Here is a 24,770-nt window from a genome sequence, read left to right as displayed (position 1 = left end):
AAGCCGCTCCTACAGGTACAGCGCTGGATTCAGGCTTTGCACATTCCTGTGGGAGCGGCGGTTCGGCGCCCCGATTTACCCGCGAAGCAGGCGGCGCCGATTTCAGATCCTGAAACTACCCACCAGATGCTTCAACCGCTCTACCTGAAGCTCCAGGTCGTTGCAGGCACGCAAGGTGCTCTGCAGGTTCTGCACCCCTTCCTGATTCAGCGTATTGATCTCGGTGATGTCGACATTGATCGACTCGACCACGGCGGTTTGCTCTTCGGTGGCAGTGGCCACCGACTGATTCATGCCATCGATTTCGCCGATCCGTTGGGTGACGCTGCCCAGGCGCTCGCCGGCCTGGTTGGCGATGCCCACGCTGCGGTCGCTGTGTTGCTGGCTCTGGTTCATGGTGCTCACAGCCATTTGCGCGCCGGCCTGCAATTCCTCGATCAGGCGCTGTACCTGTTGCGCCGATTCCTGCGTGCGGTGCGCCAGGTTGCGCACCTCATCGGCCACCACGGCGAACCCACGTCCTGCTTCGCCGGCCCTGGCTGCCTCAATGGCGGCGTTGAGCGCCAGCAGGTTGGTTTGCTGGGAGATGCCACTGATCACATCGAGAATCTGGCCGATGTTCACCGTATGGTGGTTGAGTGTCTCGATGTTGCCGCTGGCATCGCTGATGCGCGATGACAGTTGGTTCATCACCTCGATGGTCTCGCCCACCACCTGCTGGCCTTCCTCGGCCAGGCCACGCGCGTCGCTGGAGTGCTGCGAGGCGAGGGCGGCGTTCTGGGCGATCTCCTGCGCTGCGGCGCCCAACTGGTTGATCGCCGCCGCCACGCTGTTGGTGCGGCTGGACTGTTGGTCGGCGTTGTGGATCGAAGCATTGGAGGCGCTGACTACCTGGCTGGCCACGCTGTTGACCTGGTCGGTGGCCGAGGCCACTTCACGAATCGAGGTGTGGATACGCTCGACGAAACGGTTGAACGAGAGCGCCAGGCTGCCGAACTCGTCGTGGGCGTGGATCGTCAGGCGCCGGGTTAGGTCGCCTTCGCCTTCGGCGATGTCACGCATGGCTCGGCCCATCACGTGCAGCGGTTCCATCAGCACACGGATCAGCAGCCCAAGCAGGCCGATGATCACCAGTACCGCGATCAGGGTGGCCACCAGCGCCGAGGTGCGCAGTTCGCTGAGCATCGCGAAGGCGGCGTCCTGATCCAGTACCAGCGCTACGTACCAGTCTGCCGAGGGTACGCCATCGATATGGCTGAAGCTGATGAACTGCTTGCGTCCGTCGCTTTCGACGTCTTTCAAGCCACTGCCGATGCGCGGGGTGTCGCCGGGATAGACATCGGCGAGGGTCTTGAGCGCCAGCTCGGCGTTAGGGTGGATGAGAATCTTGCCCTCGCCGTTGACGATGAAGGCATGGCCTCGGCCATCGAAGTTGAGGGTGTTGATCAGCTTGCTGATGGTTTGCAGGTCGGTATCCACCCCGCTCACGCCGATCAACTTGCCCGCCTGCTGCACAGGCGTGGCCAGGGTGATCACCAGTTTGCCGGCCGAGGCCGACAGGTAGGGCTCGGTGACGATGGTTTGGCCGGCCGCACTGGCTGCCTTGTACCAGCCGCGCGCACGCGGGTCGTAGTCGGCGGCGCGGTTGCCCACCGGGACGGACTGCATGCTGCCATCCTGACCGCCAAAGTAGGTCAGCATGAAGTTGCTGGCATACACCGGCAGCCCCAGGCTGCGGTCCAGGCTGGCTTTGCTGGGGCCATCGACGGCCACCTGTTGGGCGAAGGTGTTCAGTAGCTGGATGCGGCTGTCGAGCCAATTGTGGATGTTGCCCGCAGTCAGGTTGCCCAGATCCTGTAGCGTGGTCTGCGCGTCACTGCGCAGGGACTGACGTTGTCGGTAATCGTTGAACAGCACGAAGCAGGTGAAGGCTACCGCTACGACGAGGGCGGCAGCCAGCAGGATCTTGTGGCTGAACTTGAGGTTCTTGGTCATTTTTCTAAGGTCTGCGCACGGGCACGAAGGAGGGCTGGCGCGGCGCAAGGCCGTACCGTCGTAGACTGTTTCGACCTGCCGGTTGAAAACATGAAGCGTTTAGGCGCCGTCCGACCAGCGGTGGCCGACGAAAACCTGTGCAGGCAGGGAACCGAGGACCCTTTTTCCCTTCTAAGCTCCCTGCAGGCCTTCAAGCCTGTGTATCCACCTCCAGGAGTGTCCCTTCATGTCGTTGCGTTCCCTCGCCCTGTTGTCCTTGTGCGTCATCCTGACCGCCTGCAGCAAGATCAACCAGGAAAACTATGCCAAGCTCAAGGCCGGCATGCACAAAGCCGAGGTCGAGCAGTTGCTCGGCACGCCGACCGAGTGCTCTGGCGCGCTGGGCATGAGCAGTTGCACCTGGGGTGACGAGAAGAGCTTCATCAGCGTGCAGTACGCGGCTGACAAGGTCCTGATGTATTCCGGGCAGGGCCTCAAATGAGGCGTATGCACCTGCTGCTGGGCGTGTGCCTGGTGATGCTGTTGGGTGGCTGTGCCACCTCTGCCACCGACCCGCTGGCGCCGAAGACCGCAGGTGCGGTCGACCTCAAGCGTTACCAGGGCAAATGGTTCGAACTGGCGCGCCTGCCGATGAAGTACCAGGAAGGCTGCGCGCAATCCGAAGCCCACTACAACCTCAAGCCCGACGGCAGCGTCGGCGTGCTCAACCGTTGCCGGACCCTCGGTGACGAATGGCTGCGCGCAGAGGGCCATGCCACGGCGCAGCAGCCTGGACACACCGACAAGCTGTGGGTGGAGTTCGATAATTGGTTCACCCGCCTAGTGCCAGGGGTGGCCAAGGGGGATTACTGGATTCTGTACGTCGATGAGCGCTACCGCACCGCGATCGTCGGCAGCCCTGACCGCAAGTACCTGTGGATCCTGTCGCGCACGCCATCGATGCCGGCCTGGGAACGTGAGAGCCTGATGTCCAAGGCGCGTCAGCAGGGTTATGACACCAGCCGGCTGATCTGGCGCACGCCGGATCGCGATATCGTCGCCCGGCACTGAAGACGCAACGCGACCCATGTAAGAGCGGCCTTGTGTCGCGAAAGGGCCGCAAAGCGGCCCCGACGATGTGTGCCTTGGCTGGAATCTTGGGGGCGCTACGCACCCCTTTCGCGACACAAGGCCGCTCCTACAACAGGCCGCGTCAGCCCAGCAACTGGCGCAACACTTCGGCAAATGCCACCGCGCTCTCGCTCTCCAGCCCGTGCCGCCCCTGGCGCACCACCCACTGTCCGTTGACCATCACGTCACGCACTTGGCGATCGCTGCCGGCGAACAGCCAGCGGTTGAGGATCGCATCGCCTTCGGCCACGGCCAGGTACGGGTCTTGCCCGTCCAGCACCAGCCAGTCCGCCCGTTTGCCCGCCGCCAGCTCGCCTATCGGCTGCCCCAGTGCTTGTGCACCACCGGCCAGGGCTGCGTCGTAGAGCGTGCGCCCGACCCCCGGCTGATCGCTGCGGTGCAGTCGATTGCGGCGTTGGTCGCGCAGGCGCTGGCCGTATTCCAGCCAGCGCAGTTCCTCTACCACGCTCAATGACACATGGCTGTCCGAGCCGATGCCCAGGCGCCCGCCCTGGGCCAGGTAGTCCACCGCTGGGAAAATGCCGTCGCCCAGGTTGGCCTCTGTGGTCAGGCACAGCCCGGCCACCGCGCCGCTACGGGCCATGGCACGCACTTCGTCGGGCTGTGCATGGGTGGCGTGGACCAGGCACCAGCGCGCGTCGACCTCGGCATGCTCGTACAGCCATTGCAGCGGACGTCGGCCGCTCCAGGCCAGGCAGTCCTCGACTTCCTTGTGTTGTTCGGCGATATGGATATGCACCGGGCTGTGGGCGTCGCTGGCGCCGAGTACTTCGGCGATTTGTGCGGGGGTGACCGCGCGCAGCGAATGGAAGCACAGGCCCAGGCGCTGTGCCGGTTGCGCGGCCAGCAGAGGTTCAAGTTGTCGTTGCAGGTGCAGGTATTGCTCGGTGCTGTTGATGAAGCGCCGCTGCCCGTGGCTGGGTGCCTGGCCGCCGAAGCCTGAATGGCTGTAGAGCACTGGCAGCAGGGTCAGGCCGATACCTGTCGAGGCCGCTGCGGCGCTGATGCGGCGCGACAGCTCGGCGGGGTCGGCGTAGACCTGACCGTGTGGGTCGTGGTGGACATAGTGGAACTCGGCCACCGACGTGTACCCGGCCTTGAGCATCTCGATGTACACCTGTTGCGCAATAACCTGCAATTGCTCCGGGCTGACGTTGCCCGCCAGCCGGTACATGAGTTCGCGCCAGGTCCAGAAACTGTCGTTGGGGTTGCCGACCACCTCCGCCAAGCCGGCCATGGCCCGCTGGAAGGCATGCGAATGGAGGTTGGGCATGCCTGGCAACAACGGCCCAGCCAGCCGCTCGGCACCGTCGGCCTGGGCATCTGCGCTCACCGAGGCCAGACGACCATCGTTGGCGACCTCCAGGCGGACGTTGCGTGCCCAGCCTGTGGGCAGCAGGGCGCGTTCGGCGAAATAGGCGGGCATGGGTCATTTCTCTGTCAGGGATTAACTTGTATATACATATACAGCCGTTTGCCTGCCGGGTAAACTCCGGCAAGCTACCGCTCACTCCAATCGCACAAGGACCTCACGTCGTGCCCAAACCTCCTGTCTCCGAACTGGTTGCCCAGATGGGCGAAGGGCCGGCGCCGCTCTATGCGCGGGTAAAACAGATGATCATCCAGCAGATCGAAAACGGCAGCTGGCCGCCGCATCACCGGGTCCCTTCGGAGAGTGAGTTGGTCAATCAGCTGGGCTTCAGCCGCATGACCATCAACCGTGCCCTGCGCGAGCTGACCGCCGAAGGGCTGTTGGTGCGCATGCAGGGCGTGGGCACCTTCGTCGCCGAACCCAAGACCCGTTCGGCACTGTTCGAGGTCAACAACATCGCTGACGAGATCGCCGCGCGCGGCCATCAGCATAGCTGCCAGGTGATCACCCTGGTGGAGGAGGCGGCGGGCTCCGAGCGCGCGCTGGCGCTGGACATGCGCGAAGGCCAGCGGGTGTTCCACTCGCTGATCGTGCACTGCGAGAACGGCGTGCCTGTGCAGATCGAGGATCGCTATGTCAACGCCAGCGTGGCCCCGGACTACCTCAAGCAGGACTTCACCCGCCAGACCCCCTATGAATACCTTTCGCACGTCGCGCCACTCACCGAGGGCGAGCACGTGGTCGAGGCGATCCTGGCCGAAGCGGACGAATGCCGGTTGTTGCAGATCGAGCGCGGCGAGCCGTGCCTGTTGATTCGCCGACGTACCTGGTCGGGGCGTCAGCCGGTGACGGCCGCACGGCTGATCCACCCCGGTTCCCGTCACCGTCTGGAAGGACGTTTCAGCAAATGAGCGCGTTGCAAGTGTTGCGTGCAGGCGACTACCTGCGCATGCCCTGGAAGAATGGCGGTGGCTCCACCGAAGAGATCACCCGCGATGCCGGTACGGGCCTTGAAGGGTTCGGCTGGCGCCTGTCGATTGCCGACATCGAAGCGTCCGGCGGCTTTTCGAGTTTTGCCGGTTACCAGCGGATCATCACCGTGCTGCAGGGCGATGGCATGCGTCTGACAGTAGACGGCCATGACAGTCGGCCTCTGGTGCCGTTCGACGCATTTGCCTTTAGCGGCGAAAGCCACGTGGGCTGCGCGCTGCTGGGCGGGCCAATCCGGGATTTCAACCTGATCTACGCGCCGGACCGCTACCGCGCGCGATTGCAGTGGTTCAATGGCGGTACCCGGCTCTTCAGTGCTGCGGGTGCGCTGATGGTGTTCAGTGCGCAGACGGACTTGCCGGTGACGATCAGCGGCCAGCCGCCAGTCTCGCTGGGCCGTTATGACTGTCTGCGCCTGAGTGGTAACGAGCGTTTGTTGGAAGTGGATGTGGTTGGGCGTTGCTGCGTGATCGAGCTGACCGAGATTCGCTGAGTTTCCCGCCTGACACCGCTCTCACAGGGGCAGTGTCGCTTTTGATAGATGAGTTACCCCGGTAGCGCCCGCAACAGCGGCGCGCTGTTACCGAACGCCCCAAGATGGCGCAATGCTTTGATCGTTTTGCGCCCCTCGCTTACGCCCTGCGTAGATTTCCCTTCCTCCTGAACCCTCTATTCACGCGGCCTGCACAGCGGCATCGGGCCCTCGCTCGGGCGCGATTCAGAACTTGGCATTTCAATTGCCTATGCTTGTATGTACAAGTAAAGCTAAGTGCGCGATAGTAGTTAGGCCGTCCCTTTCGCGCTGCATACACCGACTTAACTGGCCCGCCGATCTCGCCGGGTTTGAAACGATCGCTCAAGGAGCCCCTTCGTGACTGACAAAGCGTTCAACACCTTCCGTGACGTCGAGATCCGCGCCCCGCGTGGCACCACGCTCACTGCCAAAAGCTGGCTGACCGAAGCGCCGCTGCGCATGCTGATGAACAACCTCGATCCGCAAGTGGCCGAAAACCCCAAGGAGCTGGTGGTGTATGGCGGTATCGGCCGCGCGGCGCGCAACTGGGAGTGCTACGACAAGATCGTCTCGACGCTCAAGGAACTGAACGACGACGAGACGCTGCTGGTGCAGTCGGGCAAGCCGGTGGGCGTGTTCAAGACCCACAGCAATGCCCCACGGGTGCTGATCGCCAACTCCAACCTGGTGCCGCACTGGGCCAACTGGGAGCACTTCAACGAACTCGATGCCAAGGGCCTGGCCATGTACGGCCAGATGACCGCGGGTAGCTGGATCTACATCGGCAGCCAGGGCATCGTCCAGGGCACCTTTGAGACCTTCGTCGAGGCCGGTCGCCAGCACTACAACGGCAGCCTCAAGGGCAAGTGGGTGCTCACCGCCGGCCTCGGCGGCATGGGCGGTGCGCAGCCATTGGCGGCCACCCTTGCCGGCGCCTGCTCGCTGAACATCGAGTGCCAGCAGACCAGCATCGACTTCCGCTTGCGCACCCGCTACGTCGACGAGCAGGCCAGCGACCTGGATGACGCGCTGGCGCGTATCGCCAAGTACACCGCCGAAGGCAAGGCGGTTTCCATCGCCCTGCACGGCAACGCAGCCGAAGTCCTGCCGGAGCTGGTGCGCCGTGGCGTGCGCCCGGACTTGGTCACCGACCAGACCAGCGCCCACGACCCGCTCAACGGCTATCTGCCGATTGGCTGGAGTTGGGAGCAGTATCGCGACCGCGCCAAGACCGACCCTACTGCCGTGGTCAAGGCGGCCAAGCAGTCCATGGCCGTGCATGTGCAAGCCATGCTGGACTTCCAGAAGGCGGGTGTACCGACCTTCGACTATGGCAACAACATCCGCCAGATGGCCAAGGAGGAAGGCGTGGCCAACGCCTTCGACTTCCCAGGCTTCGTGCCGGCGTACATCCGCCCGCTGTTCTGCCGGGGCATCGGCCCGTTCCGCTGGGCGGCGCTGTCCGGCGACGCCGAGGACATCTACAAGACCGACGCCAAGGTCAAGGAACTGATCCCCGATGACGCCCACCTGCACCGCTGGCTGGACATGGCCCGCGAGCGCATCAGCTTCCAAGGCCTGCCAGCGCGTATCTGCTGGGTGGGCCTGGGTCAGCGTGCCAAACTGGGCCTGGCGTTCAACGAGATGGTGCGCAGCGGCGAGTTGTCGGCACCGATCGTGATTGGCCGCGACCACCTCGACTCGGGCTCGGTCTCCAGCCCCAACCGCGAGACCGAGGCCATGCGCGACGGTTCGGACGCGGTGTCCGACTGGCCGCTGCTCAATGCACTTTTGAACACTGCCAGCGGCGCCACCTGGGTTTCGCTGCACCACGGTGGGGGGGTGGGCATGGGCTTCTCGCAGCATTCTGGCATGGTGATTGTGTGCGATGGCACAGACGAAGCGGCTGCACGCATCGCGCGGGTGCTGACCAATGATCCTGGAACCGGTGTGATGCGCCATGCTGATGCCGGTTATGAAATCGCGATCAATTGCGCCAGGGAGCAGGGCCTGAACCTGCCGATGATCACTGGCTGATGGGCCGTTGGGGGGCAACGCGTCCCCAACCGACCCTGGTTGGCGCAGCCTGTGTTGGCGGCGCTGCACTGAACAATGACAAGGAACTGACTATGCAACCCCTGAACCTGCTGCCCGGCCACCTGACGTTGGCCGACCTGCGTCGTATCCACCACGGGCCGGTGCGCCTGCAACTGGATGACAGCGCCGCGCCGGCGATCGACGCCAGCGTCGCCTGTGTCGAGCAGATCATTGCCGAAGACCGCACCGCCTATGGCATCAACACAGGTTTCGGCCTGTTGGCCTCGACCCGCATCGCCAGCCACGACCTTGAGAACCTGCAACGCTCGCTGGTGCTGTCGCACGCTGCGGGTATCGGCGCGCCGCTGGATGACGACCTGGTGCGGTTGATCATGGTGCTCAAGATCAATAGCTTGAGCCGGGGTTTTTCGGGGATCCGCCGCAAGGTCATCGATGCGTTGATCGCCCTGGTCAACGCCGAGGTCTACCCGCACATTCCGCTCAAGGGGTCTGTCGGGGCCTCGGGTGACCTGGCGCCGCTGGCGCACATGTCGCTGGTGCTGTTGGGGGAGGGCAAGGCGCGTTATCAGGGGCAGTGGCTGTCGGCTCCCGAGGCTCTGGCCGTTGCAGGCCTGGAGCCGCTGACCCTGGCGGCCAAGGAGGGGCTGGCGCTGCTCAACGGTACTCAGGCATCCACCGCCTACGCCCTGCGTGGTTTGTTCCAGGCCGAAGACCTGTACGCCGCTGGCATCGCCTGTGGCGCCTTGAGCGTCGAGGCGGCGCTGGGCTCGCGGGCGCCATTCGATGCCCGTATTCATGCCGTACGCGGTCAGCGCGGGCAGATCGATAGCGCCGCGTGCTTGCGTGAGCTGCTGGGCGACAGCAGCGAGGTGTCGCTGTCGCACAAAAATTGCGACAAGGTGCAGGATCCGTATTCCCTGCGCTGTCAGCCGCAGGTCATGGGCGCCTGCCTGACCCAGCTGCGCCAGGCGGCCGAAGTGCTGGGCATAGAGGCCAACGCGGTGTCGGACAATCCACTGGTGTTCGCTGCCGAGGGGGATGTGGTGTCGGGCGGCAACTTCCATGCCGAGCCAGTGGCCATGGCCGCTGACAACCTCGCCCTGGCAATCGCCGAGATCGGCGCGCTGAGTGAGCGGCGCATTTCGCTGATGATGGACAAGCACATGTCGCAGTTGCCGCCGTTCCTGGTGGAGAACGGCGGGGTGAACTCAGGCTTCATGATCGCCCAGGTCACCGCGGCGGCCCTGGCCAGCGAGAACAAGGCCCTGTCGCATCCGCACAGCGTCGACAGCCTGCCCACCTCGGCCAACCAGGAGGACCATGTGTCCATGGCCCCGGCGGCTGGCAATCGCCTGTGGGAAATGGCCGAGAACACCCGTGGCGTGCTGGCCATCGAGTGGCTGGGGGCCTGCCAGGGGCTGGACCTGCGTAAAGGGCTGAAGACCTCGGTAAAGCTGGAGCATGCCCGCCAGGTGCTGCGCCGCGAGGTGCCGCATTACGACCGCGACCGTTTCTTTGCGCCGGACATCGAAGTGGCCGCCGACCTTCTGGCCAAAGGCACCCTGACCGGACTGCTGCCAGCGGGTGTGTTGCCGAGCCTGTGATCACACAATTTCTGTAGGAGCGGCCTTGTGTCGCGATAGCACCGCAAAGCGGCCCCCGCATGTGTTGAGTTTGCGCGCCGACCTCGGGGCCGCTGCGCGGCCCATCGCGACACAAGGCCGCTCCTACAGGGGAGCGCGTCTGGCCGTAGAACTTTGCAACAACGGAGCCTGTATATGAGAACCCTCTGGCAGCACTGCCATGCCGCGACCCTTCGCGAGGGCCGTTACTCGGTCATCGAGGACGCCGCGATCGTCACCCGTGCAGGCCTGATCGAATGGATCGGCCCGCGTAACGACGTGCCGCCCGTGGCCGCCGACCGCATCGTCGACCTGGGCGGCGCCTGGGTGACGCCGGGGCTGATCGACTGCCACACCCATGCGGTGTTCGGCGGTAACCGCAGCGGTGAGTTCGAACAGCGCCTGCAGGGTGTGAGCTACGCCGAGATCGCCGCCCAGGGCGGTGGCATCGCCAGCACCGTGCGGGCTACCCGTGCGGCCAGCGAAGAAGCGCTGTTGGCCAGTGCCCGCCAGCGTGTCCAGGCGCTGATGCGCGACGGTGTGACCACCCTGGAGATCAAGTCCGGCTATGGCCTGGACTTGGCCGGCGAGCGCAAGATGCTGCGCGTGGCGCGGCGCCTGGGCGAAGAACTGCCGTTGGGCGTGCGTACCACCTGCCTGGCCGCTCACGCCCTGCCGCCCGAGTACGCGGGCCGGGCCGATGACTACATTACGCATATTTGCGAGCAGATGCTCCCGGCGCTGGCTGCCGAAGGCCTGGTGGACGCCGTGGACGCCTTTTGCGAGCACCTGGCGTTCTCCCCGGCGCAGGTTGAGCGTGTGTTCATCAAGGCTCGCGAACTGGGGCTGCCGGTCAAGCTGCATGCCGAACAACTGTCGTCGCTGCATGGCTCCAGCCTGGCGGCGCGCTATCAGGCGCTGTCGGCCGACCATCTGGAATTCATGACCGAGCAAGACGCCATCGCCATGGCCGAGGCCGGCACGGTCGCAGTGTTGCTGCCGGGCGCGTTCTACTTCCTGCGCGAAACCCAGCTGCCGCCGATGGACGCCTTGCGTCGGCATGGCGTGAAGATCGCCCTGGCCAGCGACCTCAACCCTGGCACATCGCCGGGGCTGTCGCTGCGCCTGATGCTGAACATGGGCTGCACGCTGTTTCGCATGACGCCCGAGGAGGCCCTGGCAGGCGTCACCCTGCACGCCGCCATCGCGTTGGGATTGGGTGACAGCCACGGCTCGCTGGAAGAGGGCAAGGTCGCCGACTTCGTCGCCTGGCAGATCGAGCGCCCTGCTGACCTTGCCTACTGGCTTGGCGGCGACCTGCCCAAGCGCGTGGTGCGCCTGGGTCATGAAATATCCAACTGAAACCCGGCATTCACCGGGCTCACGCGGACATTGTAGGAGCGGCCTCGTGCCACGAAAGGGCCGCAAGGCGGCCCCGTTGGCTAGGTTTAGGGTGTAGCAACCTCAGGAGTCATATGGACAAGGTATTGAGTTTTCACCAGGGTCAACTGCCGCTACTGATCAGCATGCCCCACGCAGGCCTGGCCCTGACCGAGGCGGTGGCTGACGGTCTGGTCGCCCCTGCGCGCAGCCTGCCGGACACCGACTGGCACATCCCGCAACTGTACGACTTCGCCCGTGAGCTGGGTGCCAGTGTGGTGGCGGCGGAGTACTCGCGCTTCGTCATCGACCTCAACCGCCCCGACGACGACAAGCCGCTGTACGTCGGCGCCACCACCGGCCTGTACCCGGCCACGCTGTTCGAAGGCGAGCCGCTGTTCCAGGAGGGCAAGGCCCCGACGGCCGAGCAGCGGGCCGAGTACTTGACGCACATCTGGCGCCCTTACCACGACACGATTCGTCGCGAGTTGGCCCGCCTGCGCGAGACATTCGGCTATGCGCTGCTGTGGGATGCCCACTCGATCCGCTCGCAGATCCCGCATCTGTTCGAAGGCAAGCTGCCGGATTTCAACCTCGGCACCTTCAACGGCGCCAGTTGCGATCCCCAACTGGCTGAACGCTTGAAGGTTGTGTGTGCGGAGTTTCCGGCCTATAGCCATGTGCTCAACGGGCGCTTCAAGGGCGGGCACATCACCCGCCATTATGGCGATCCGGCCAACCATATCCATGCGGTCCAGCTGGAGCTGGCGCAGCGTACCTATATGCAGGAGGTCGAGCCGTTCGCCTACCGCGAGGATCTGGCGCAGCCGACGCAGGAGGTGTTGCGGCGGTTGCTGGAGACGCTGCTGGCCTGGGGGCGCGAGCGTTACCCACGCTGAGCGGTGGCGACGCCCCACGCACGGACGTCGCCTTGTGCTGGGCTGCTTAGCTGTTATCGACGTAGGTGATAGTCAGCTCGCGTAGAAGAGCCGTCTCTTCCTGCTCCTTGCTGATCTGGAGGCTTCGCTGCAGGTCCAATTCCTCCTGAAGCGCGTGGTCGGCACCGGCTAGGTCGAGTACGCGTTGACGGAATCTTGCCTCGACCTCGGCAAAGCGAGATGCATGTTCGGCCCGTAGGCGTGTGCTCCAATCGGCGTTGTTCAGCAGGTAGTCGATGAAGGCCTCGCTGTGTTCACTCTGACGCACGCTCTCCAGCACGCTGGACAGTTCGCCATGCGCCAGATTGGCGGCGCTTCGAAAACGCATGCTGTCCGCAATCGGCAAGTCCAGTTCCTTGGCCAGCTCACGGCGATAGGCCAGGCGTACCGAAACCCGATCACCGGGTTGGTTGCGTGTGCTGGCAAGCTTCTCCAGTTGCTCGACGCGGAACAACTGCAGCAGTCGCTTGTACAGAGTTTGCAGGGTATCGCCAGCGTCGATCAGCACGCGTTCAGTCATCAGATGAAGTTCGATATTGTTGAACTCTTGCAGCGCGCCATCATGGCAGGTTTGCGAGCCTGTTTCAGGATCAGGTAGCGCCGCTGCGGCAATGCTTTCCATGATCGGGCGTTGGGCTTCGTTGGCCACCGCCGCCACAAGCATCAGTCGTACTCGCTCGCAGAAGCTGGCCCGGGTGCTCAGATCGACGAACGGTGCAGCATTGTGCAAACGGCCAACCAAGCGCAGCAGGTCACTGCCTTCGAGTTGTGTCCAACAGTCCTGTAACGCCTCGTTCTGTGCCGCGTTCCCCAGCATCCAGTCTGCCAACCTGGGGGTGTCGTCGCCCTGCAAGGGAAAATGCGGATGTTCCAGGGCCTCTTCGCTGGAGGCGTTGACCAGCAGGAGGTTCTCGGGAATGTCCAAGGCGAAAGAGTAGCTATTTTGGCTGTCCGAGAACGTACGTACACGCAGGATGGTTTCCATGGGCAAGGGGTTGTCGAACAGGGAAATCGACGAAATTGGCATGGTGTTGTTCAGGTTGGAAAGGATGTGCTCGGGCAAGTCGGTAAGGTTGTTGGAGCTCAGATCCAGCAGTTCCAGCGGTAGTAAATCATTGCACCAGTTCGGCCAGGCTTGCAGGTTCATGTTGGTGAGTCCGAGTGACGTCAGATTGGTGGACAACCGCGCGGGCACTTGCGTGATGGTGCCCAAACGGTTGCCTGACAGGTCGAGCGAGTTTAGGTGTTCCAGCTGGGCAAAGGTGTCCAGCATAGCCTGGTCGACCTCCAGGCCCATGTTGCGGAACTCGAGGTAGGTCAGTTGGGAAAGGCGTGGCAATGCGGATACCAGTGCGGGGGTTGCTGCTTGGTGTGCATCGAGGGTCAGGCGGGTGATGTTCGGGAAGTGACCGAGCAGTTCATCGAGCTGCGCGGCCGTGCCGCTCAAACGGGTCAGTGCCATCGAGTCCACGCGTTCGCCGAAGAACGCGGGAAGCCGACGGGGGAAGTGCTCGATCGCGATGTCCTCCAGTTGCAGGCGAAGGTATCGCTGACCCTGCTCCTGGCGCTCCCAGAATTCATTTATGGAGGAAGCGATCCGTTGCCTGTCTGCGAGGGCGGCCTGGCTCAACGGGTTGCTTGAGCTGGAGGCCTGGACCCAGCCATCGATCGCATCGCGCAACGCTTGCCGCTCGTTACGGACACGTTCTAGCCGCTCATTGAGTGATGCTGATTGATCCACCGACACCTGCGCGGTCTCGGGTCGCTCGTTCAGCAACAGACGTTGCAGGTGAGTTTCGTTGATGGGGTTGCCTTGTAACGAGATGACCGGCGGTCGGGTCAGCGTGTCTGCTTCGTTAAGCAAGAACGAGGGCAGCGCCGTCAAGTTGTTCTGTTGTAGGGACAGATGGCCGATTCGGTCCAGGGCATCGCTACCGATGCCTGCGGGCCATTGGCTCAACTGCATGCGGTCCAGACCGAGATAATCCAGGCTAAACACATGGAAGCTGGGCCTGTCACTGACCTGCTGTAGCCGGTTGCCGCTGAGGTCCAGGTGGCCTAGATGCGCAAGCTCTGCGAGTGCGTTCAGGTCGCTGCCGGACAAGGCGATGTTCTGGTTTGTCAGTGCCAGCCTGCGCAAGTTGGGCAATGCCGTCGCGATGATCGGGGCGCTGGACAGCCACAGTGAGGGGGTTGCTCTGGACGTGTAGGGCCTGCTGACTTCCAGCGACTCGAGACGTGGCACTAGTGCGAGCAAGCGTTGCACGAGGCGGTCGTGTTGTCCCCAACCTGAGAGGGTTCCGCTCGGCAGGTCGAGCAGGCGCAGGCTGCGGATACGCCGGTAAAAAAAATCAGGCAGGGTCATCGGGATATCTGTCAACGCCACACCCTGTACGCTCAGCTCGGCTGCCAGCGCGGCATCATCTTCCAGGGCTGTCTCGTACCAGTGTTGCATGATCGATTCACGTAGGGTGTCGTAGGCGCGAGCGGCCTCGTCGGATGCGGGTGAAATGGCTTCACTCCAGTCGTCAAGACGGCTTTGCAGCGTGTTACGTTCCTCCTCCAGGGTGTTCAGGTATTCAAGGATCTGCAGCCGGTTGCGGCCTTGGCTGGCAATCGAGGTCAGAATGTGCTCGGCGGACCTGCCGGTGCGTTCTGGGATACCTGTTGCCTGGACCATAGCGAGCAGATGCTGGCGCGTGCTCCCTGGCGAGTCGCTGTTGCCGCCGCTCAAGGGGTAACCGATGCGGCCATCGGCAAGGCGCATGGGTGAACGGTATCCGGGTCGAATAGGTTGCATGCCCAGCGCCTCGCGCAGGGCTGCGCGGGGTAGCAACGGGCTCTGCTGCATCAGGAACTGAAGCGCCTTGCCATCTGCCGCGCCGAGCTGTGCCATGACTTCAGGCAGCGTTTCGTGCAATGCAGTGTAAATGTCCGGGTGAGCGCTCACAGCAGCCCCGGGCCGACTCGCATCATGGACGATGTAGCCGGCATGTGCATGGGTGATCGTCGTGTCGGGGCGTGTGTCCTGAGGGCCAATGGCATATTGCTGGTCAGGCCAGACGCTGCGCTGGAGTATTTGCAGCTTGCAGTCAGCGGGCCAGCCAGGCAGGTGTGCCAGGGTTTGCAAGACCAGCCGGTCGCTGTCCCAGCTTTGCACGCTGGCCAAGTACAGCCCCTCGTAGGCACGGGCCAGGCGAATGTGTTGCTGATAGATGCGAATTTCTTCGCTCAGACGCAGGGGGACCTTACCCGTACTGAGTGCTTGCAGTTCGCTGGCACTGGCATTGCGTACCAGCTCGTCGACGACCGCGCCGGGCAGGCTGGGATAGATACGCTGGATGATCTCGCTGTGGGGTGCCTGGATGATGTGGATGCGTTTGTAGGCCTGGGTGAACGCTTCAGGCCAAGCGCTGTGGTCTGGCATCTGGCGGATGGACTGGTCCAGCTTGAAGCGTTGCAAGGTGTCTTCTAGCAAAGCGGGTAGACGCTGGTGTTCCGTCAGCGCTCGGCGGAGTACATCCTCGTGGGTGGCGCTGATGTCGAGCATGCGTTGCAACGTGGCCTCGTCGAAATGCGCACTCGCATGCCCAAGCCGGCGCAGTAATGCCGAGCCTGTCCATTCAGATGGCTGGTCGCCGGGCAGCAGCCAGACACCGGAGCCGTTATGCGTGACGCGGGGCTGGTAACGGCGCGTGTTGGTGGGATGTCGCAGGCGATACTCATCCGTCGCTGGCGTTTGTTCGACTTGGTATTGCTGGCCTTCGATCACCAGCCATTGCTTGCCCTGGTACTGGCGCAGACCACGTTCATCGGGTTCCAGGTCATCAGGGAGTGTCTCGCTACTGTGGTAAGCCGTAAGGTCCGGTTTCCACAAGCGTACCTGGCCGTCAGGCATCACGACGTCTTCCAGCTCTTCGATGAAGGATGGCGTTTCCACCGGGATGCGCTCGACCTCAAGTTCTTCTTCCGGGCCATTGGCTTCACCCTTCATACCCTTGAGGCCCTTATGCGCAGCGCTGAGTGCGGCCATGATCGCAACGTTCTCAATGACGTCGACCAGGTAATTAAGCGCGGTGTCGCGTTCGTCGTTGTGCCAGGCTTCGATACCCTCATATACCTCGAAGGCCAATTGCGTCACGCAGATTGCAAGCATGAACTGGCCCAGGCCCGGCACGAAGAAGCCGGCAATGTTCAATCCGGTCAGCACGCGTGCGAAGACCAGTTCGCGGTGGGCCTGGGCGGCACGACGATCGACGATTTCGGTGGGGGTGGCGTTGTACAGGGCATCCTTTTCATGGCGCTCGGCCTTCTGGAACGCCATCTTGCCCTGGAAGGCATGTCTGATCTGAACGGGTGGGCTACCGGGTACAGGCTGGCATGTGGGTCGGGTAAGCGCTCGTGCAGGCCACGCGTGCTCCATCCAAGCGGTGCAAGGCGGTCTGCCAGGCGGGTTTGCACCGAGGCTTTGTCGCGATCGGCAATATGCGGGTTCAAGTAGCCCATGTTCGCCCGTAGACGGTCGCTAAGCGCCTTGTCCAGTGCCTCGATGGAGGAAAATGTCTTGAGCGGTGTCTCGTCGTCTTGTGGGATGTACAGCGTGTGCGTCTTTTGCCCGTCGGCTTCCCGCTCGATGAGGACAACGCCGGTCAGCTCGGCTTCCCAGAGGCTCAGTGTGTTGAAGGTGATGGTGGCGTTTGCCTTCGGTGCTTCGTCCATGGGCAAGGCAAGGGCTGCGTCGTAGAAACCTTGATCGATATCGCCCTTGAGCCTTGCGAAGTGCAAGGACTGCCGGAATGCCGAGACTTCGGCTCTACCCAATGTTTGGTAGACCTCCAGCGCCACCTCGTCGGCGCTGCGCTCGACGGTGGCTGCGGGGTAATAGATGGCATGCACCCGTTCATGATACCTAGCCCCGATATCCAGGCTGCGGCACAGGCCGGCAAAGGCTTCGGCGGTGATGTCGATCCGGTTGTTGATGGGCAGTGTGCCCATGAATCGGCGGTGATCGACGATCACTGACTTCTTCAACAGCGCATCGGGTGCGTCCATGCCATGCTCGGCTGCCGAGTCGGTATCGAAGTTGTGCAGAGCGCATTGCAGTAGTGAACGTGTCGCGCGGTTCACGGCCTGGCGGCTGTCGATGGCATGGGTCGTGTCGATCAGGCGTGCGTCGATGAGATAGGTCTTGTCCACATCGATGGGGGACGCGGGGCTGAACCGTTCTTCGATGGCATCGCTCAGCACCTTTCTGGCAAAGCTCTCCAGGTCGGGCAACTGGGCGAACAGTTCCTGCACGCGTGCATGGTGTTCACGGTGGCGCGCATGCTCATCGCTCCAGGCCTTGGCGACATCGGGCTGTCGCTGGATCGCCGCCACCAGCCAGGCGGGTGCCTGTTGCGCCTTGCGCAGCGCGTGGTGCACTGGCGCGGAGGTTTGTTTTAGCCAGGCAGGGATCTTTTGTTCGATCGTGGCGTAGTGGATGTTGGGCGAGGTTGGCATAGCGAGCTCCATTGCGTGATGAGGGCAACGGACTTTGGCGGTTCCGCCTGGCGCGAAAGTGGTAGATATATGTGCTTCACAGGCCTTTGGCTGAGTGGCTGCGCGTGCAGGTCGGCATCGGCTTGTCGGGTAATTTGCAGGTGGGCGGTGGGTAATGGGCCTTGCCTACTGCCTATGCACAAGATGATCTCGCCGAGACACATGCTCAAAGCGCAATTCAGGTTTATGATGCCCAACGGCTGACTAAATCCTCACACGGAGTGCGCAATGCAGACCCTGTACCCGCAGATCAAACCCTACGCCCGGCACGATCTGGCCGTGGAAGCGCCGCACGTGTTGTACGTCGATGAAAGCGGCTCGCCAGAAGGTCTGCCGGTGGTGTTCATCCACGGCGGCCCTGGCGCTGGTTGCGATGCCCAGAGCCGTTGCTACTTCGACCCGAACCTGTACCGTATCGTCACCTTCGACCAGCGTGGCTGCGGCCGTTCCACGCCCCATGCGAGCCTGGAGAACAACACCACCTGGCACCTGGTCGAGGACCTCGAGCGTATTCGCGAGCACCTGGGGATCGACAAGTGGGTGTTGTTCGGCGGCTCATGGGGTTCGACCCTGGCCCTGGCGTATGCCCAGACGCACCCAGAACGCGTGCACGGCTTGATCCTGCGTGGCATTTTTCTGTGCCGCCCGCAGGAGATCAGTTGGTTCTACCAGGAAGGTGCCAGCCGCCTGTTCCCCGACTACTGGCAGGACTACATCGCGCCGATCCCGCCCGAAGAGCGGGGCGACCTGGTCGGTGCCTTCCACAAGCGCCTTACCGGCAACGACCAGATCGCCCAGATGCACGCGGCCAAGGCCTGGTCCACCTGGGAAGGGCGCACCGCCACGCTGCGTCCCAACCCGTTGGTGGTCGATCGTTTCTCCGAGCCGCAGCGCGCGCTGTCGATTGCCCGCATCGAGTGCCACTATTTCACTAACAACGCGTTCCTCGAACCGGACCAACTGATCCGCGACATGCCGAAGATTGCCCACCTGCCAGCGGTGATCGTGCATGGCCGCTATGACGTGATCTGCCCGCTTGATAACGCCTGGGCGCTGCACCAGGCCTGGCCGAACAGCGAGTTGAAGGTGATCCGCGACGCCGGTCACGCGGCCTCCGAACCCGGTATTACCGATGCTCTGGTGCGCGCTGCCGACCAGATGGCCCGCCGCCTGCTCGACCTGCCCCTGGACGAAGCATGAAAGGCCTGATCCAGCGTGTGCGCGGCGCACGGGTCGAAGTTGCCGGCGAGATCGTCGGCGCCATCGACCAGGGTTTGCTGGCGCTGGTGGCGGTTGAGCCTGAAGATTCTCGGGAACATGCCGATAAACTGCTGCACAAGCTGCTCAACTATCGGGTGTTCAGTGACGAGCAGGGCAAGATGAATCGCTCGCTGACAGATGTCGGCGGTGGGCTGCTGCTGGTTTCACAATTCACCCTGGCGGCAGATACCCGCAGCGGCATGCGCCCGAGCTTCTCGACCGCGGCCCCTCCGGCACTTGGCGCCGAGTTGTTCGAGTATCTTTTCACGCAGGCTGGGCGCCAACACCCGAACGTGGCCAGCGGGCGTTTTGGTGCCGATATGCAGGTTCACCTGGTCAATGATGGCCCGGTAACATTTATGTTACAAATATGAGGTCAAAAAACCCCTTGTTTGTAGGAAAACAAGGGGTTTTGTACGATAAATACTTTGTCCAGCCTGATGCGTTGTAACGCGACCTGCTGGATAATCGCGCGCTGCGTGAGCCTGCGTTCGTAGGTTCGGTTCACTTTGACACGAGCATTGTCTGGATCCGTTTGGGGAATCATTACGCCCTCACGGGGTCCGAACAGTGCTCGCCAACCCGGCATTTGTCGCTGGCCGTTGGTTTCATGATCTGTTTTTCGGCGAGGATTGCTCGTGATTGTAAGCCCCTGTATTGCACCAAGAATCCCCGGCACCCGGCTACGTAAGGTCGTGCTGGCTGGCGTTGCGCTGGTCGGCCTGATGAGCGCAGGCCAGCTGTGGGCATTCAATCTGGACGATGTTGCAGCCAAGGCAAAGGATCTGGCCGGTCAGAAGTTCGAGGCACCGAAGAGCAATCTGCCGCCGGTGTTCCGCGACATGAAGTACGCCGACTACCAGAAGATCCACTTCCTCCAGGAAAAGGCCGAGTGGGCCAAGGACAAGACGCCGTTCAAGCTGTCCTTCTACCATCAGGGCATGCACTTCGACACGCCGGTGAAAATCAACGAGATCACCGCCAACAAGGTCGAAGAGATCAAGTACGACCCAAGCCGTTTCGAGTTCGGCGACGTGCCGCATGACGCCGAGGCCACCAAGAACCTGGGTTATGCAGGCTTCCGCGTGCTCTACCCGATCAACAAGGCCGACAAGCAGGACGAGATCATGACCCTGCTTGGCGCCAGCTACTTCCGCGTGGTCGGCAAGGGCCACCGCTACGGCCTGTCGGCCCGTGGCCTGGCCATCGACACCGCACTGCCGTCGGGCGAAGAGTTCCCGCGTTTTCGCGAGTTCTGGGTCGAGAAGCCCAAGCCTAACGACAAGCATCTGGTGATCTACGCACTGCTCGACTCGCCGCGTTCCACTGGGGCCTACAAGCTGACCCTGCGTCCGGGCGAAGACACCCTGGTCGACGTCAAGTCGCGCGTGTACCTGCGTGACCACGTCAGCCGCCTGGGCATCGCCCCGCTGACCAGCATGTTCCTGTTCGGTCCCAACCAGCCGTCCAAGGTACAGAACTACCGTCCGGCCCTGCACGACTCCGAAGGCCTGAGCATCCACGCGGGCAACGGCGAATGGCTGTGGCGCCCGCTGAACAACCCAAAGCACCTGGCAGTCAGCAACTTCAGCGTGGAAAACCCGCGTGGTTTCGGCCTCTTGCAGCGCCAGCGCGCGTTCAGCGACTTCGAAGACCTCGACGACGAGTACGAAAAGCGCCCGAGCGCCTGGATCGAGCCTAAAGGCGACTGGGGCAAAGGCACTGTCGATCTGGTCGAGATCCCAACCGCCGACGAGACCAACGACAACATCGTGGCTTTCTGGAGCCCGGAAACCTTGCCTGAGCCAGGCAAGCCGTTCGAGTACGACTATCGCCTGCGCTGGACCATCAAGGAAGACCAACTGCACGCCCAGGACCTGGGTTGGGTCAAGCAGACCCTACGCTCCAGCGGTGACGTCAAGCAAGCCAACCTGATTCGCCAGCTCGATGGCAGCGTCGCCCTGCTGGTCGACTTCGTCGGCCCCAACCTCGCCGCCCTGCCGGCCGACGCCGCTGTGCGTAGCCAGGTCAGCACCGGCGACAACGCCGAGGTGGTCGAGAACAACCTGCGCTACAACCCGGAAACCAAAGGCTGGCGCCTGACCCTGCGGTTGAAGATCAAGGATCCGAAGAAGTCCACCGAAATGCGTGCCGCCCTGGTGCGTGACGTGCCGGTCGAGCAGCCTAAGCCTGCCAAGGAAACCAAGGCCGCCGCCAAGAACGTCCACGCCAAGGCCGAGAAAGCCAAGGCTGAGAAAGCTGCCGAGCAACCTGCCGCCGACGCGGCGTCCACCACCGAGGCCCCGGCCACCACTGAGAAAGTGCTGACCGAGACCTGGAGCTATCAGTTGCCTGCCGATGAGTAACTCAAGCCCAAGGCCAGAATCGCTTGGCGAATACCTGGCCCACCTTCCTCTGAGCGACGAGCAGCGTGCGGAACTCGCTAGCTGCACCTCGTTCAGCGAGCTGCACCAACGCCTGGCGGCGCAACCTGCCGCCAGCACTACCGAGGCCGTGCAGGCCTCGGTGGGTTCGCGCCTGACTATTGGCAGCGCCGCCGAGCTGGAAGAGGCCGAAATGCTCGGCGTCGACGGCAGTGGGCGGCTGTGCCTGAAGATCGCCCCGCCGATCAAGCGCACCAAGGTCGTGCCCGAGCCGTGGCGCACCAACGTGCTGATCCGTATCTGGCGGCGCATGACCGGTCGCACCAACGCCCCGCAGCCGCCCAAGCGCGAGCTGCCGCCAGCGCGCTGGCGTACGGTTGGCTCGATCCGTCGCTACATCCTGCTGACCCTGATGATCGGCCAGACGTTCGTTGCCGGCTGGTACATGAAGGGTATCCTGCCTTACCAGGGCTGGTCGTTCGTCGATTTCGACGAGATCTTCAACCAGCCGCTGTGGGACACCGTGGTGCAGGTCTGGCCGTATGCCTTGCAGACGTCCATCCTGGTGCTGTTCGGCATCCTGTTCTGCTGGGTATCGGCCGGTTTCTGGACCGCGTTGATGGGCTTTTTGGAGCTGCTCACCGGGCGTGACAAGTACCGCATCTCGGGCAGCAGCGCAGGCAATGAGCCAATCGCTCCCGAGGCGCGCACCGCGCTGGTGATGCCGATCTGCAACGAAGATGTGCCGCGTGTGTTCGCCGGCCTGCGGGCGACGTTCGAGTCGGTGGCCGCCAGCGGCAACCTTGACCGTTTCGACTTCTTCGTGCTCAGCGACACCAACGACACCGATATCGCCGTGGCCGAGCAACAGGCCTGGCTGGACGTGTGCCGCGAGACCAAAGGTTTCGGGCGCATCTTCTATCGCCGCCGTCGGCGCCGGGTCAAACGCAAGAGCGGCAACCTCGACGACTTCTGCCGTCGCTGGGGTGGCGAGTACAAGTACATGGTCGTGCTCGACGCCGACAGCGTCATGACCGGCGAATGCCTGAGCAGCCTGGTGCGCCTGATGGAGGCCAACCCGGATGCGGGCATCATCCAGACCGGGCCGAAGGCCTCGGGCATGGATACCCTGTATGCACGCATGCAGCAGTTCGCCACCCGGGTGTATGGCCCGCTGTTCACCGCCGGCCTGCATTTCTGGCAACTGGGCGAGTCGCACTACTGGGGCCACAACGCGATCATTCGCATGAAGCCTTTTATCGAGCACTGCGCGTTGGCGCCGTTGCCGGGCAAGGGCGCGTTCGCCGGGGCGATTCTGTCCCACGACTTCGTCGAAGCCGCGTTGATGCGTCGTGCCGGTTGGGGCGTCTGGATTGCCTACGACCTGCCGGGCAGTTACGAAGAGCTGCCGCCGAACCTGCTCGATGAACTCAAGCGTGACCGTCGCTGGTGCCACGGCAACCTGATGAACTTCCGCCTGTTCCTGGTCAAGGGCATGCACCCGGTACACCGCGCGGTGTTCCTCACCGGTGTCATGTCGTACCTGTCGGCACCGCTGTGGTTCCTGTTCCTGGTGTTGTCGACGGCGTTGCTGGCGACCAACACATTGATGGAGCCGCAATACTTCATTGAGCCGTTCCAGCTCTACCCGCTGTGGCCGCAGTGGCACCCGGAAAAAGCCATCGCGCTGTTCTCCACCACCATTGTGCTGCTGTTCCTGCCGAAGCTGCTGAGCGTGGTACTGATCTGGGCCAAGGGCGCCACCGAATTCGGTGGGCGCGTCAAAGTCACCCTGTCGATGCTGATGGAGATGCTGTTTTCCATGCTCCTGGCGCCGGTGCGGATGATCTTCCACACCCGTTTCGTGCTGGCTGCGTTCCTCGGCTGGGCCGCAACCTGGAACTCGCCGCAGCGTGACGATGACTCCACTCCATGGAGCGAGGCGGTACGCCGCCACGGTCCGCAGACCCTGCTCGGCGTTGCCTGGGCTGGCCTGGTGGCATGGTTGAATCCGAGTTTCCTGTGGTGGCTGGCACCAATCGTGGGTTCGCTGGTGTTGTCGATCCCGGTATCGGTTATCTCCAGCCGTGTGCGCCTGGGCCTGGCGGCCCGTGACGAGAAGCTGTTCCTGATTCCTGAGGAGTACGCCACGCCGCAAGCGCTGCTGGCCACCGACCAGTACACCCACGAGAACCGCTGGCACGCCCTGCACGACGGTTTCGTGCGGGCCGTGGTCGACCCGCGCCAGAACGCGCTGGCTTGTGCCATGGCCACGGCGCGGCATGGCAAGGCTGCGCCAATCGAGGCTTTGCGTGCCGAGCGAGTGGCCAAGGCGCTGGAAGTCGGGCCAAAGGGGCTGGACGGCAATACCCGCTTGGCCTTGCTGAGCGATCCAGTGGCTCTGTCGCGCCTGCACGAGCAGGTCTGGGCCGGGCATCACTCGGCGTGGATCGACGTGTGGCGCGCATCGATCGACAACGATCCGCACTCGCCACTGCTGCCGCTGCATCCAGAGAGCCAGGCCCAGCCGGCTTTGGCTTGATGCGCTTAGCGGCTGCTTAGCGGCCCAATCGCGGGCAAGCCCGCTCCCACAGGATCTTCACCGACCTGTGGGGGCGGGCTTGCCCGCGATGCTTTTGCGGCGAATTTGGCCAACAAAGTCCCCCCCGGCACTAGGTCCCAGGCCGCGCATGCGTTAGCATCCCACCCGACATATCGCACAGGTCGGTACGGCCGTGCCTATAAGAACAACTGCAGACTATTTTTTTCAGGGGACTTGGTGATGATGAAGAAATACCTGTCGCGACTGCTGCTCGGCGTGACCGCACTGGTCGCGGTGAGCACAGCCCAGGCTGGCGCCATCGACGATGCGGTCAAGCGCGGCACCCTGCGTGTCGGTATGGACCCGACCTACATGCCGTTCGAGATGACCAACAAGCGCGGTGAGATCATCGGCTTCGAGGTGGACATTCTCAAGGCGATGGCCAAGTCTATGGGCGTCAAGCTGGAGATGGTTTCCACCGCGTACGACGGCATCATCCCGGCCCTGATGACCGACAAGTTCGACTTCATCGGCAGCGGCATGACCCTGACCCAGGAACGCAACCTGCGCCTGAACTTCAGCGAGCCCTTCATCGTGGTCGGCCAGACCCTGCTGATCCGCAAGGAACTGGCCGGTGAGATCAAGTCGTACAAGGACCTGAACAACGAGAAGTACCGCCTGACCTCCAAGCTCGGCACCACCGGCGAGATGGTGGCCAAGAAGCTGATCAGCAAAGCCAAGTACCACGGTTACGACAACGAACAGGAAGGCGTGATGGACGTGGTCAACGGCAAGGCCGATGCCTTTGTCTACGACTCGCCCTACAACGTGGTTGCCGTGGAGAAAGCCGGCGCTGGCAAGCTGGTGTTCCTGGAAGAACCCTTCACCTACGAGCCGCTGGCCTTCGGCCTGAAGAAAGGCGACTACGACAGCATCAACTACATCAACAACTTCCTGCACCAGATCAAGCATGACGGGACCTACGATCGTATCCACGATAAGTGGTTCAAGAGCAAGGACTGGCTGAAGGAAATGGAATAAGA

The 24,770-nt window shown here is 63.0% G+C and carries 17 protein-coding genes and 1 pseudogene; 13 read left to right on the top strand and 5 right to left on the bottom strand.

Going from position 1 to position 24,770, the window contains the following annotated elements; translation table 11 throughout:
• Positions 1-102: 102 nt before the first annotated feature.
• Both ACNFIC_RS12195 and ACNFIC_RS12190 read right to left on the bottom strand, forming a co-directional pair.
• Positions 103-828: a methyl-accepting chemotaxis protein gene (locus ACNFIC_RS12195; RefSeq protein WP_416781177.1), complete on the bottom strand. Its 726-nt coding sequence runs from the start codon at positions 826-828 to the stop codon at positions 103-105.
• Positions 829-960: 132 nt separating this feature from the next.
• Positions 961-1,995 (bottom strand): annotated as a pseudogene (locus ACNFIC_RS12190) (cache domain-containing protein); the annotation flags it as partial.
• A 226-nt stretch (positions 1,996-2,221) separates the two neighbouring features.
• On the opposite strand from ACNFIC_RS12190, the gene bamE reads away from it, so the two are divergent.
• Together bamE and ACNFIC_RS12180 are read left to right on the top strand one after the other, a co-directional pair.
• Positions 2,222-2,476 (top strand): outer membrane protein assembly factor BamE domain-containing protein, encoded by a 255-nt coding sequence (bamE, locus tag ACNFIC_RS12185; RefSeq protein WP_138219283.1) that lies wholly within the window; start codon positions 2,222-2,224, stop codon positions 2,474-2,476.
• The gene (locus ACNFIC_RS12180; protein WP_416781079.1) at positions 2,473-3,045 is read left to right on the top strand and encodes a lipocalin family protein; all 573 of its coding nucleotides are present in this window, start codon (positions 2,473-2,475) and stop codon (positions 3,043-3,045) included. Before bamE ends, ACNFIC_RS12180 begins: the two co-directional genes overlap by 4 nt.
• A gap of 142 nt (positions 3,046-3,187) precedes the next feature.
• Here the strand turns inward: ACNFIC_RS12180 and ACNFIC_RS12175 are convergent, their stop codons facing one another.
• Positions 3,188-4,552, bottom strand: coding sequence for a formimidoylglutamate deiminase (locus tag ACNFIC_RS12175; RefSeq protein WP_416781078.1), 1,365 nt, complete (start codon positions 4,550-4,552; stop codon positions 3,188-3,190).
• 146 nt (positions 4,553-4,698) lie between these two features.
• Between ACNFIC_RS12175 and hutC the strand changes: the two genes are divergently transcribed.
• The 6 genes from hutC to hutG all read left to right on the top strand — a co-directional run bounded on the left by hutC (position 4,699) and on the right by hutG (position 11,961).
• Positions 4,699-5,409, top strand: a complete 711-nt coding sequence (hutC, locus tag ACNFIC_RS12170) for a histidine utilization repressor (RefSeq protein WP_171030931.1) — start codon at positions 4,699-4,701, stop codon at positions 5,407-5,409.
• Complete coding sequence (locus tag ACNFIC_RS12165; protein WP_138219279.1) at positions 5,406-5,981, top strand: HutD family protein; 576 nt, start codon at positions 5,406-5,408, stop codon at positions 5,979-5,981. The genes hutC and ACNFIC_RS12165 overlap by 4 nt, the downstream gene beginning before the upstream one ends.
• Positions 5,982-6,359: 378 nt before the next feature.
• A complete protein-coding gene (hutU, locus tag ACNFIC_RS12160; protein ID WP_416781077.1) occupies positions 6,360-8,039 on the top strand; it encodes a urocanate hydratase in 1,680 nt (559 codons plus the stop codon).
• A 92-nt stretch (positions 8,040-8,131) separates the two neighbouring features.
• Entirely contained in the window at positions 8,132-9,664 is a 1,533-nt protein-coding gene (gene hutH / locus ACNFIC_RS12155) for a histidine ammonia-lyase (protein WP_416781076.1), read from the top strand.
• Between the two features lie 174 nt (positions 9,665-9,838).
• Complete coding sequence (gene hutI / locus ACNFIC_RS12150) at positions 9,839-11,044, top strand: imidazolonepropionase (RefSeq protein ID WP_138219276.1); 1,206 nt, start codon at positions 9,839-9,841, stop codon at positions 11,042-11,044.
• 113 nt (positions 11,045-11,157) lie between these two features.
• Positions 11,158-11,961, top strand: coding sequence for an N-formylglutamate deformylase (gene hutG / locus ACNFIC_RS12145; protein WP_416781075.1), 804 nt, complete (start codon positions 11,158-11,160; stop codon positions 11,959-11,961).
• Positions 11,962-12,007: 46 nt separating this feature from the next.
• Here the strand turns inward: hutG and ACNFIC_RS12140 are convergent, their stop codons facing one another.
• Entirely contained in the window at positions 12,008-12,817 is an 810-nt protein-coding gene (locus ACNFIC_RS12140) for an NEL-type E3 ubiquitin ligase domain-containing protein (RefSeq protein WP_416781176.1), read from the bottom strand.
• Between the two features lie 3,386 nt (positions 12,818-16,203).
• On the bottom strand, positions 16,204-17,502 hold the full coding sequence (locus ACNFIC_RS12135; RefSeq protein ID WP_416781074.1) for a dermonecrotic toxin domain-containing protein: 1,299 nt from the start codon (positions 17,500-17,502) through the stop codon (positions 16,204-16,206).
• Positions 17,503-17,769: 267 nt separating this feature from the next.
• Here ACNFIC_RS12135 and pip point away from each other — a divergent pair, with 267 nt between their 5' ends.
• The 5 genes from pip (at position 17,770) to ACNFIC_RS12110 (ending at position 24,768) form a co-directional block, all read left to right on the top strand.
• Entirely contained in the window at positions 17,770-18,741 is a 972-nt protein-coding gene (gene pip / locus ACNFIC_RS12130; protein ID WP_138219274.1) for a prolyl aminopeptidase, read from the top strand.
• Entirely contained in the window at positions 18,738-19,175 is a 438-nt protein-coding gene (gene dtd / locus ACNFIC_RS12125) for a D-aminoacyl-tRNA deacylase (RefSeq protein ID WP_138219273.1), read from the top strand. Before pip ends, dtd begins: the two co-directional genes overlap by 4 nt.
• Before the next feature lie 264 nt (positions 19,176-19,439).
• Positions 19,440-21,167 (top strand): glucan biosynthesis protein G, encoded by a 1,728-nt coding sequence (locus tag ACNFIC_RS12120; RefSeq protein ID WP_205884547.1) that lies wholly within the window; start codon positions 19,440-19,442, stop codon positions 21,165-21,167.
• Positions 21,160-23,727 (top strand): glucans biosynthesis glucosyltransferase MdoH, encoded by a 2,568-nt coding sequence (gene mdoH / locus ACNFIC_RS12115; RefSeq protein WP_138219272.1) that lies wholly within the window; start codon positions 21,160-21,162, stop codon positions 23,725-23,727. Before ACNFIC_RS12120 ends, mdoH begins: the two co-directional genes overlap by 8 nt.
• 243 nt (positions 23,728-23,970) lie before the next feature.
• The gene (locus ACNFIC_RS12110) at positions 23,971-24,768 is read left to right on the top strand and encodes a transporter substrate-binding domain-containing protein (protein ID WP_138219415.1); all 798 of its coding nucleotides are present in this window, start codon (positions 23,971-23,973) and stop codon (positions 24,766-24,768) included.
• Positions 24,769-24,770: the final 2 nt, after the last annotated feature.

Origin of the sequence: Pseudomonas sp. NY15463 (genome assembly GCF_048068415.1) — a bacterium.
Classification (GTDB): Bacteria; Pseudomonadota; Gammaproteobacteria; order Pseudomonadales; family Pseudomonadaceae; genus Aquipseudomonas; species Aquipseudomonas mosselii_C.
This window is presented reverse-complemented; position numbering and strand designations above follow the sequence as displayed.

Coding starts and splice junctions, on each gene's coding strand:
- bamE (WP_138219283.1), top strand. CDS start 2,222: ATGTCGTTGCGTTCCCTCGCCCTGTTGTCCTTGTGCGTCATCCTGACC.
- ACNFIC_RS12180 (WP_416781079.1), top strand. CDS start 2,473: ATGAGGCGTATGCACCTGCTGCTGGGCGTGTGCCTGGTGATGCTGTTG.
- ACNFIC_RS12175 (WP_416781078.1), bottom strand. CDS start 4,552: ATGCCCGCCTATTTCGCCGAACGCGCCCTGCTGCCCACAGGCTGGGCA.
- hutC (WP_171030931.1), top strand. CDS start 4,699: ATGGGCGAAGGGCCGGCGCCGCTCTATGCGCGGGTAAAACAGATGATC.
- ACNFIC_RS12165 (WP_138219279.1), top strand. CDS start 5,406: ATGAGCGCGTTGCAAGTGTTGCGTGCAGGCGACTACCTGCGCATGCCC.
- hutH (WP_416781076.1), top strand. CDS start 8,132: ATGCAACCCCTGAACCTGCTGCCCGGCCACCTGACGTTGGCCGACCTG.
- hutI (WP_138219276.1), top strand. CDS start 9,839: ATGAGAACCCTCTGGCAGCACTGCCATGCCGCGACCCTTCGCGAGGGC.
- hutG (WP_416781075.1), top strand. CDS start 11,158: ATGGACAAGGTATTGAGTTTTCACCAGGGTCAACTGCCGCTACTGATC.
- ACNFIC_RS12140 (WP_416781176.1), bottom strand. CDS start 12,817: ATGCTGGGGAACGCGGCACAGAACGAGGCGTTACAGGACTGTTGGACA.
- ACNFIC_RS12135 (WP_416781074.1), bottom strand. CDS start 17,502: ATGCCAACCTCGCCCAACATCCACTACGCCACGATCGAACAAAAGATC.
- pip (WP_138219274.1), top strand. CDS start 17,770: ATGCAGACCCTGTACCCGCAGATCAAACCCTACGCCCGGCACGATCTG.
- dtd (WP_138219273.1), top strand. CDS start 18,738: ATGAAAGGCCTGATCCAGCGTGTGCGCGGCGCACGGGTCGAAGTTGCC.
- mdoH (WP_138219272.1), top strand. CDS start 21,160: ATGAGTAACTCAAGCCCAAGGCCAGAATCGCTTGGCGAATACCTGGCC.
- ACNFIC_RS12110 (WP_138219415.1), top strand. CDS start 23,971: ATGAAGAAATACCTGTCGCGACTGCTGCTCGGCGTGACCGCACTGGTC.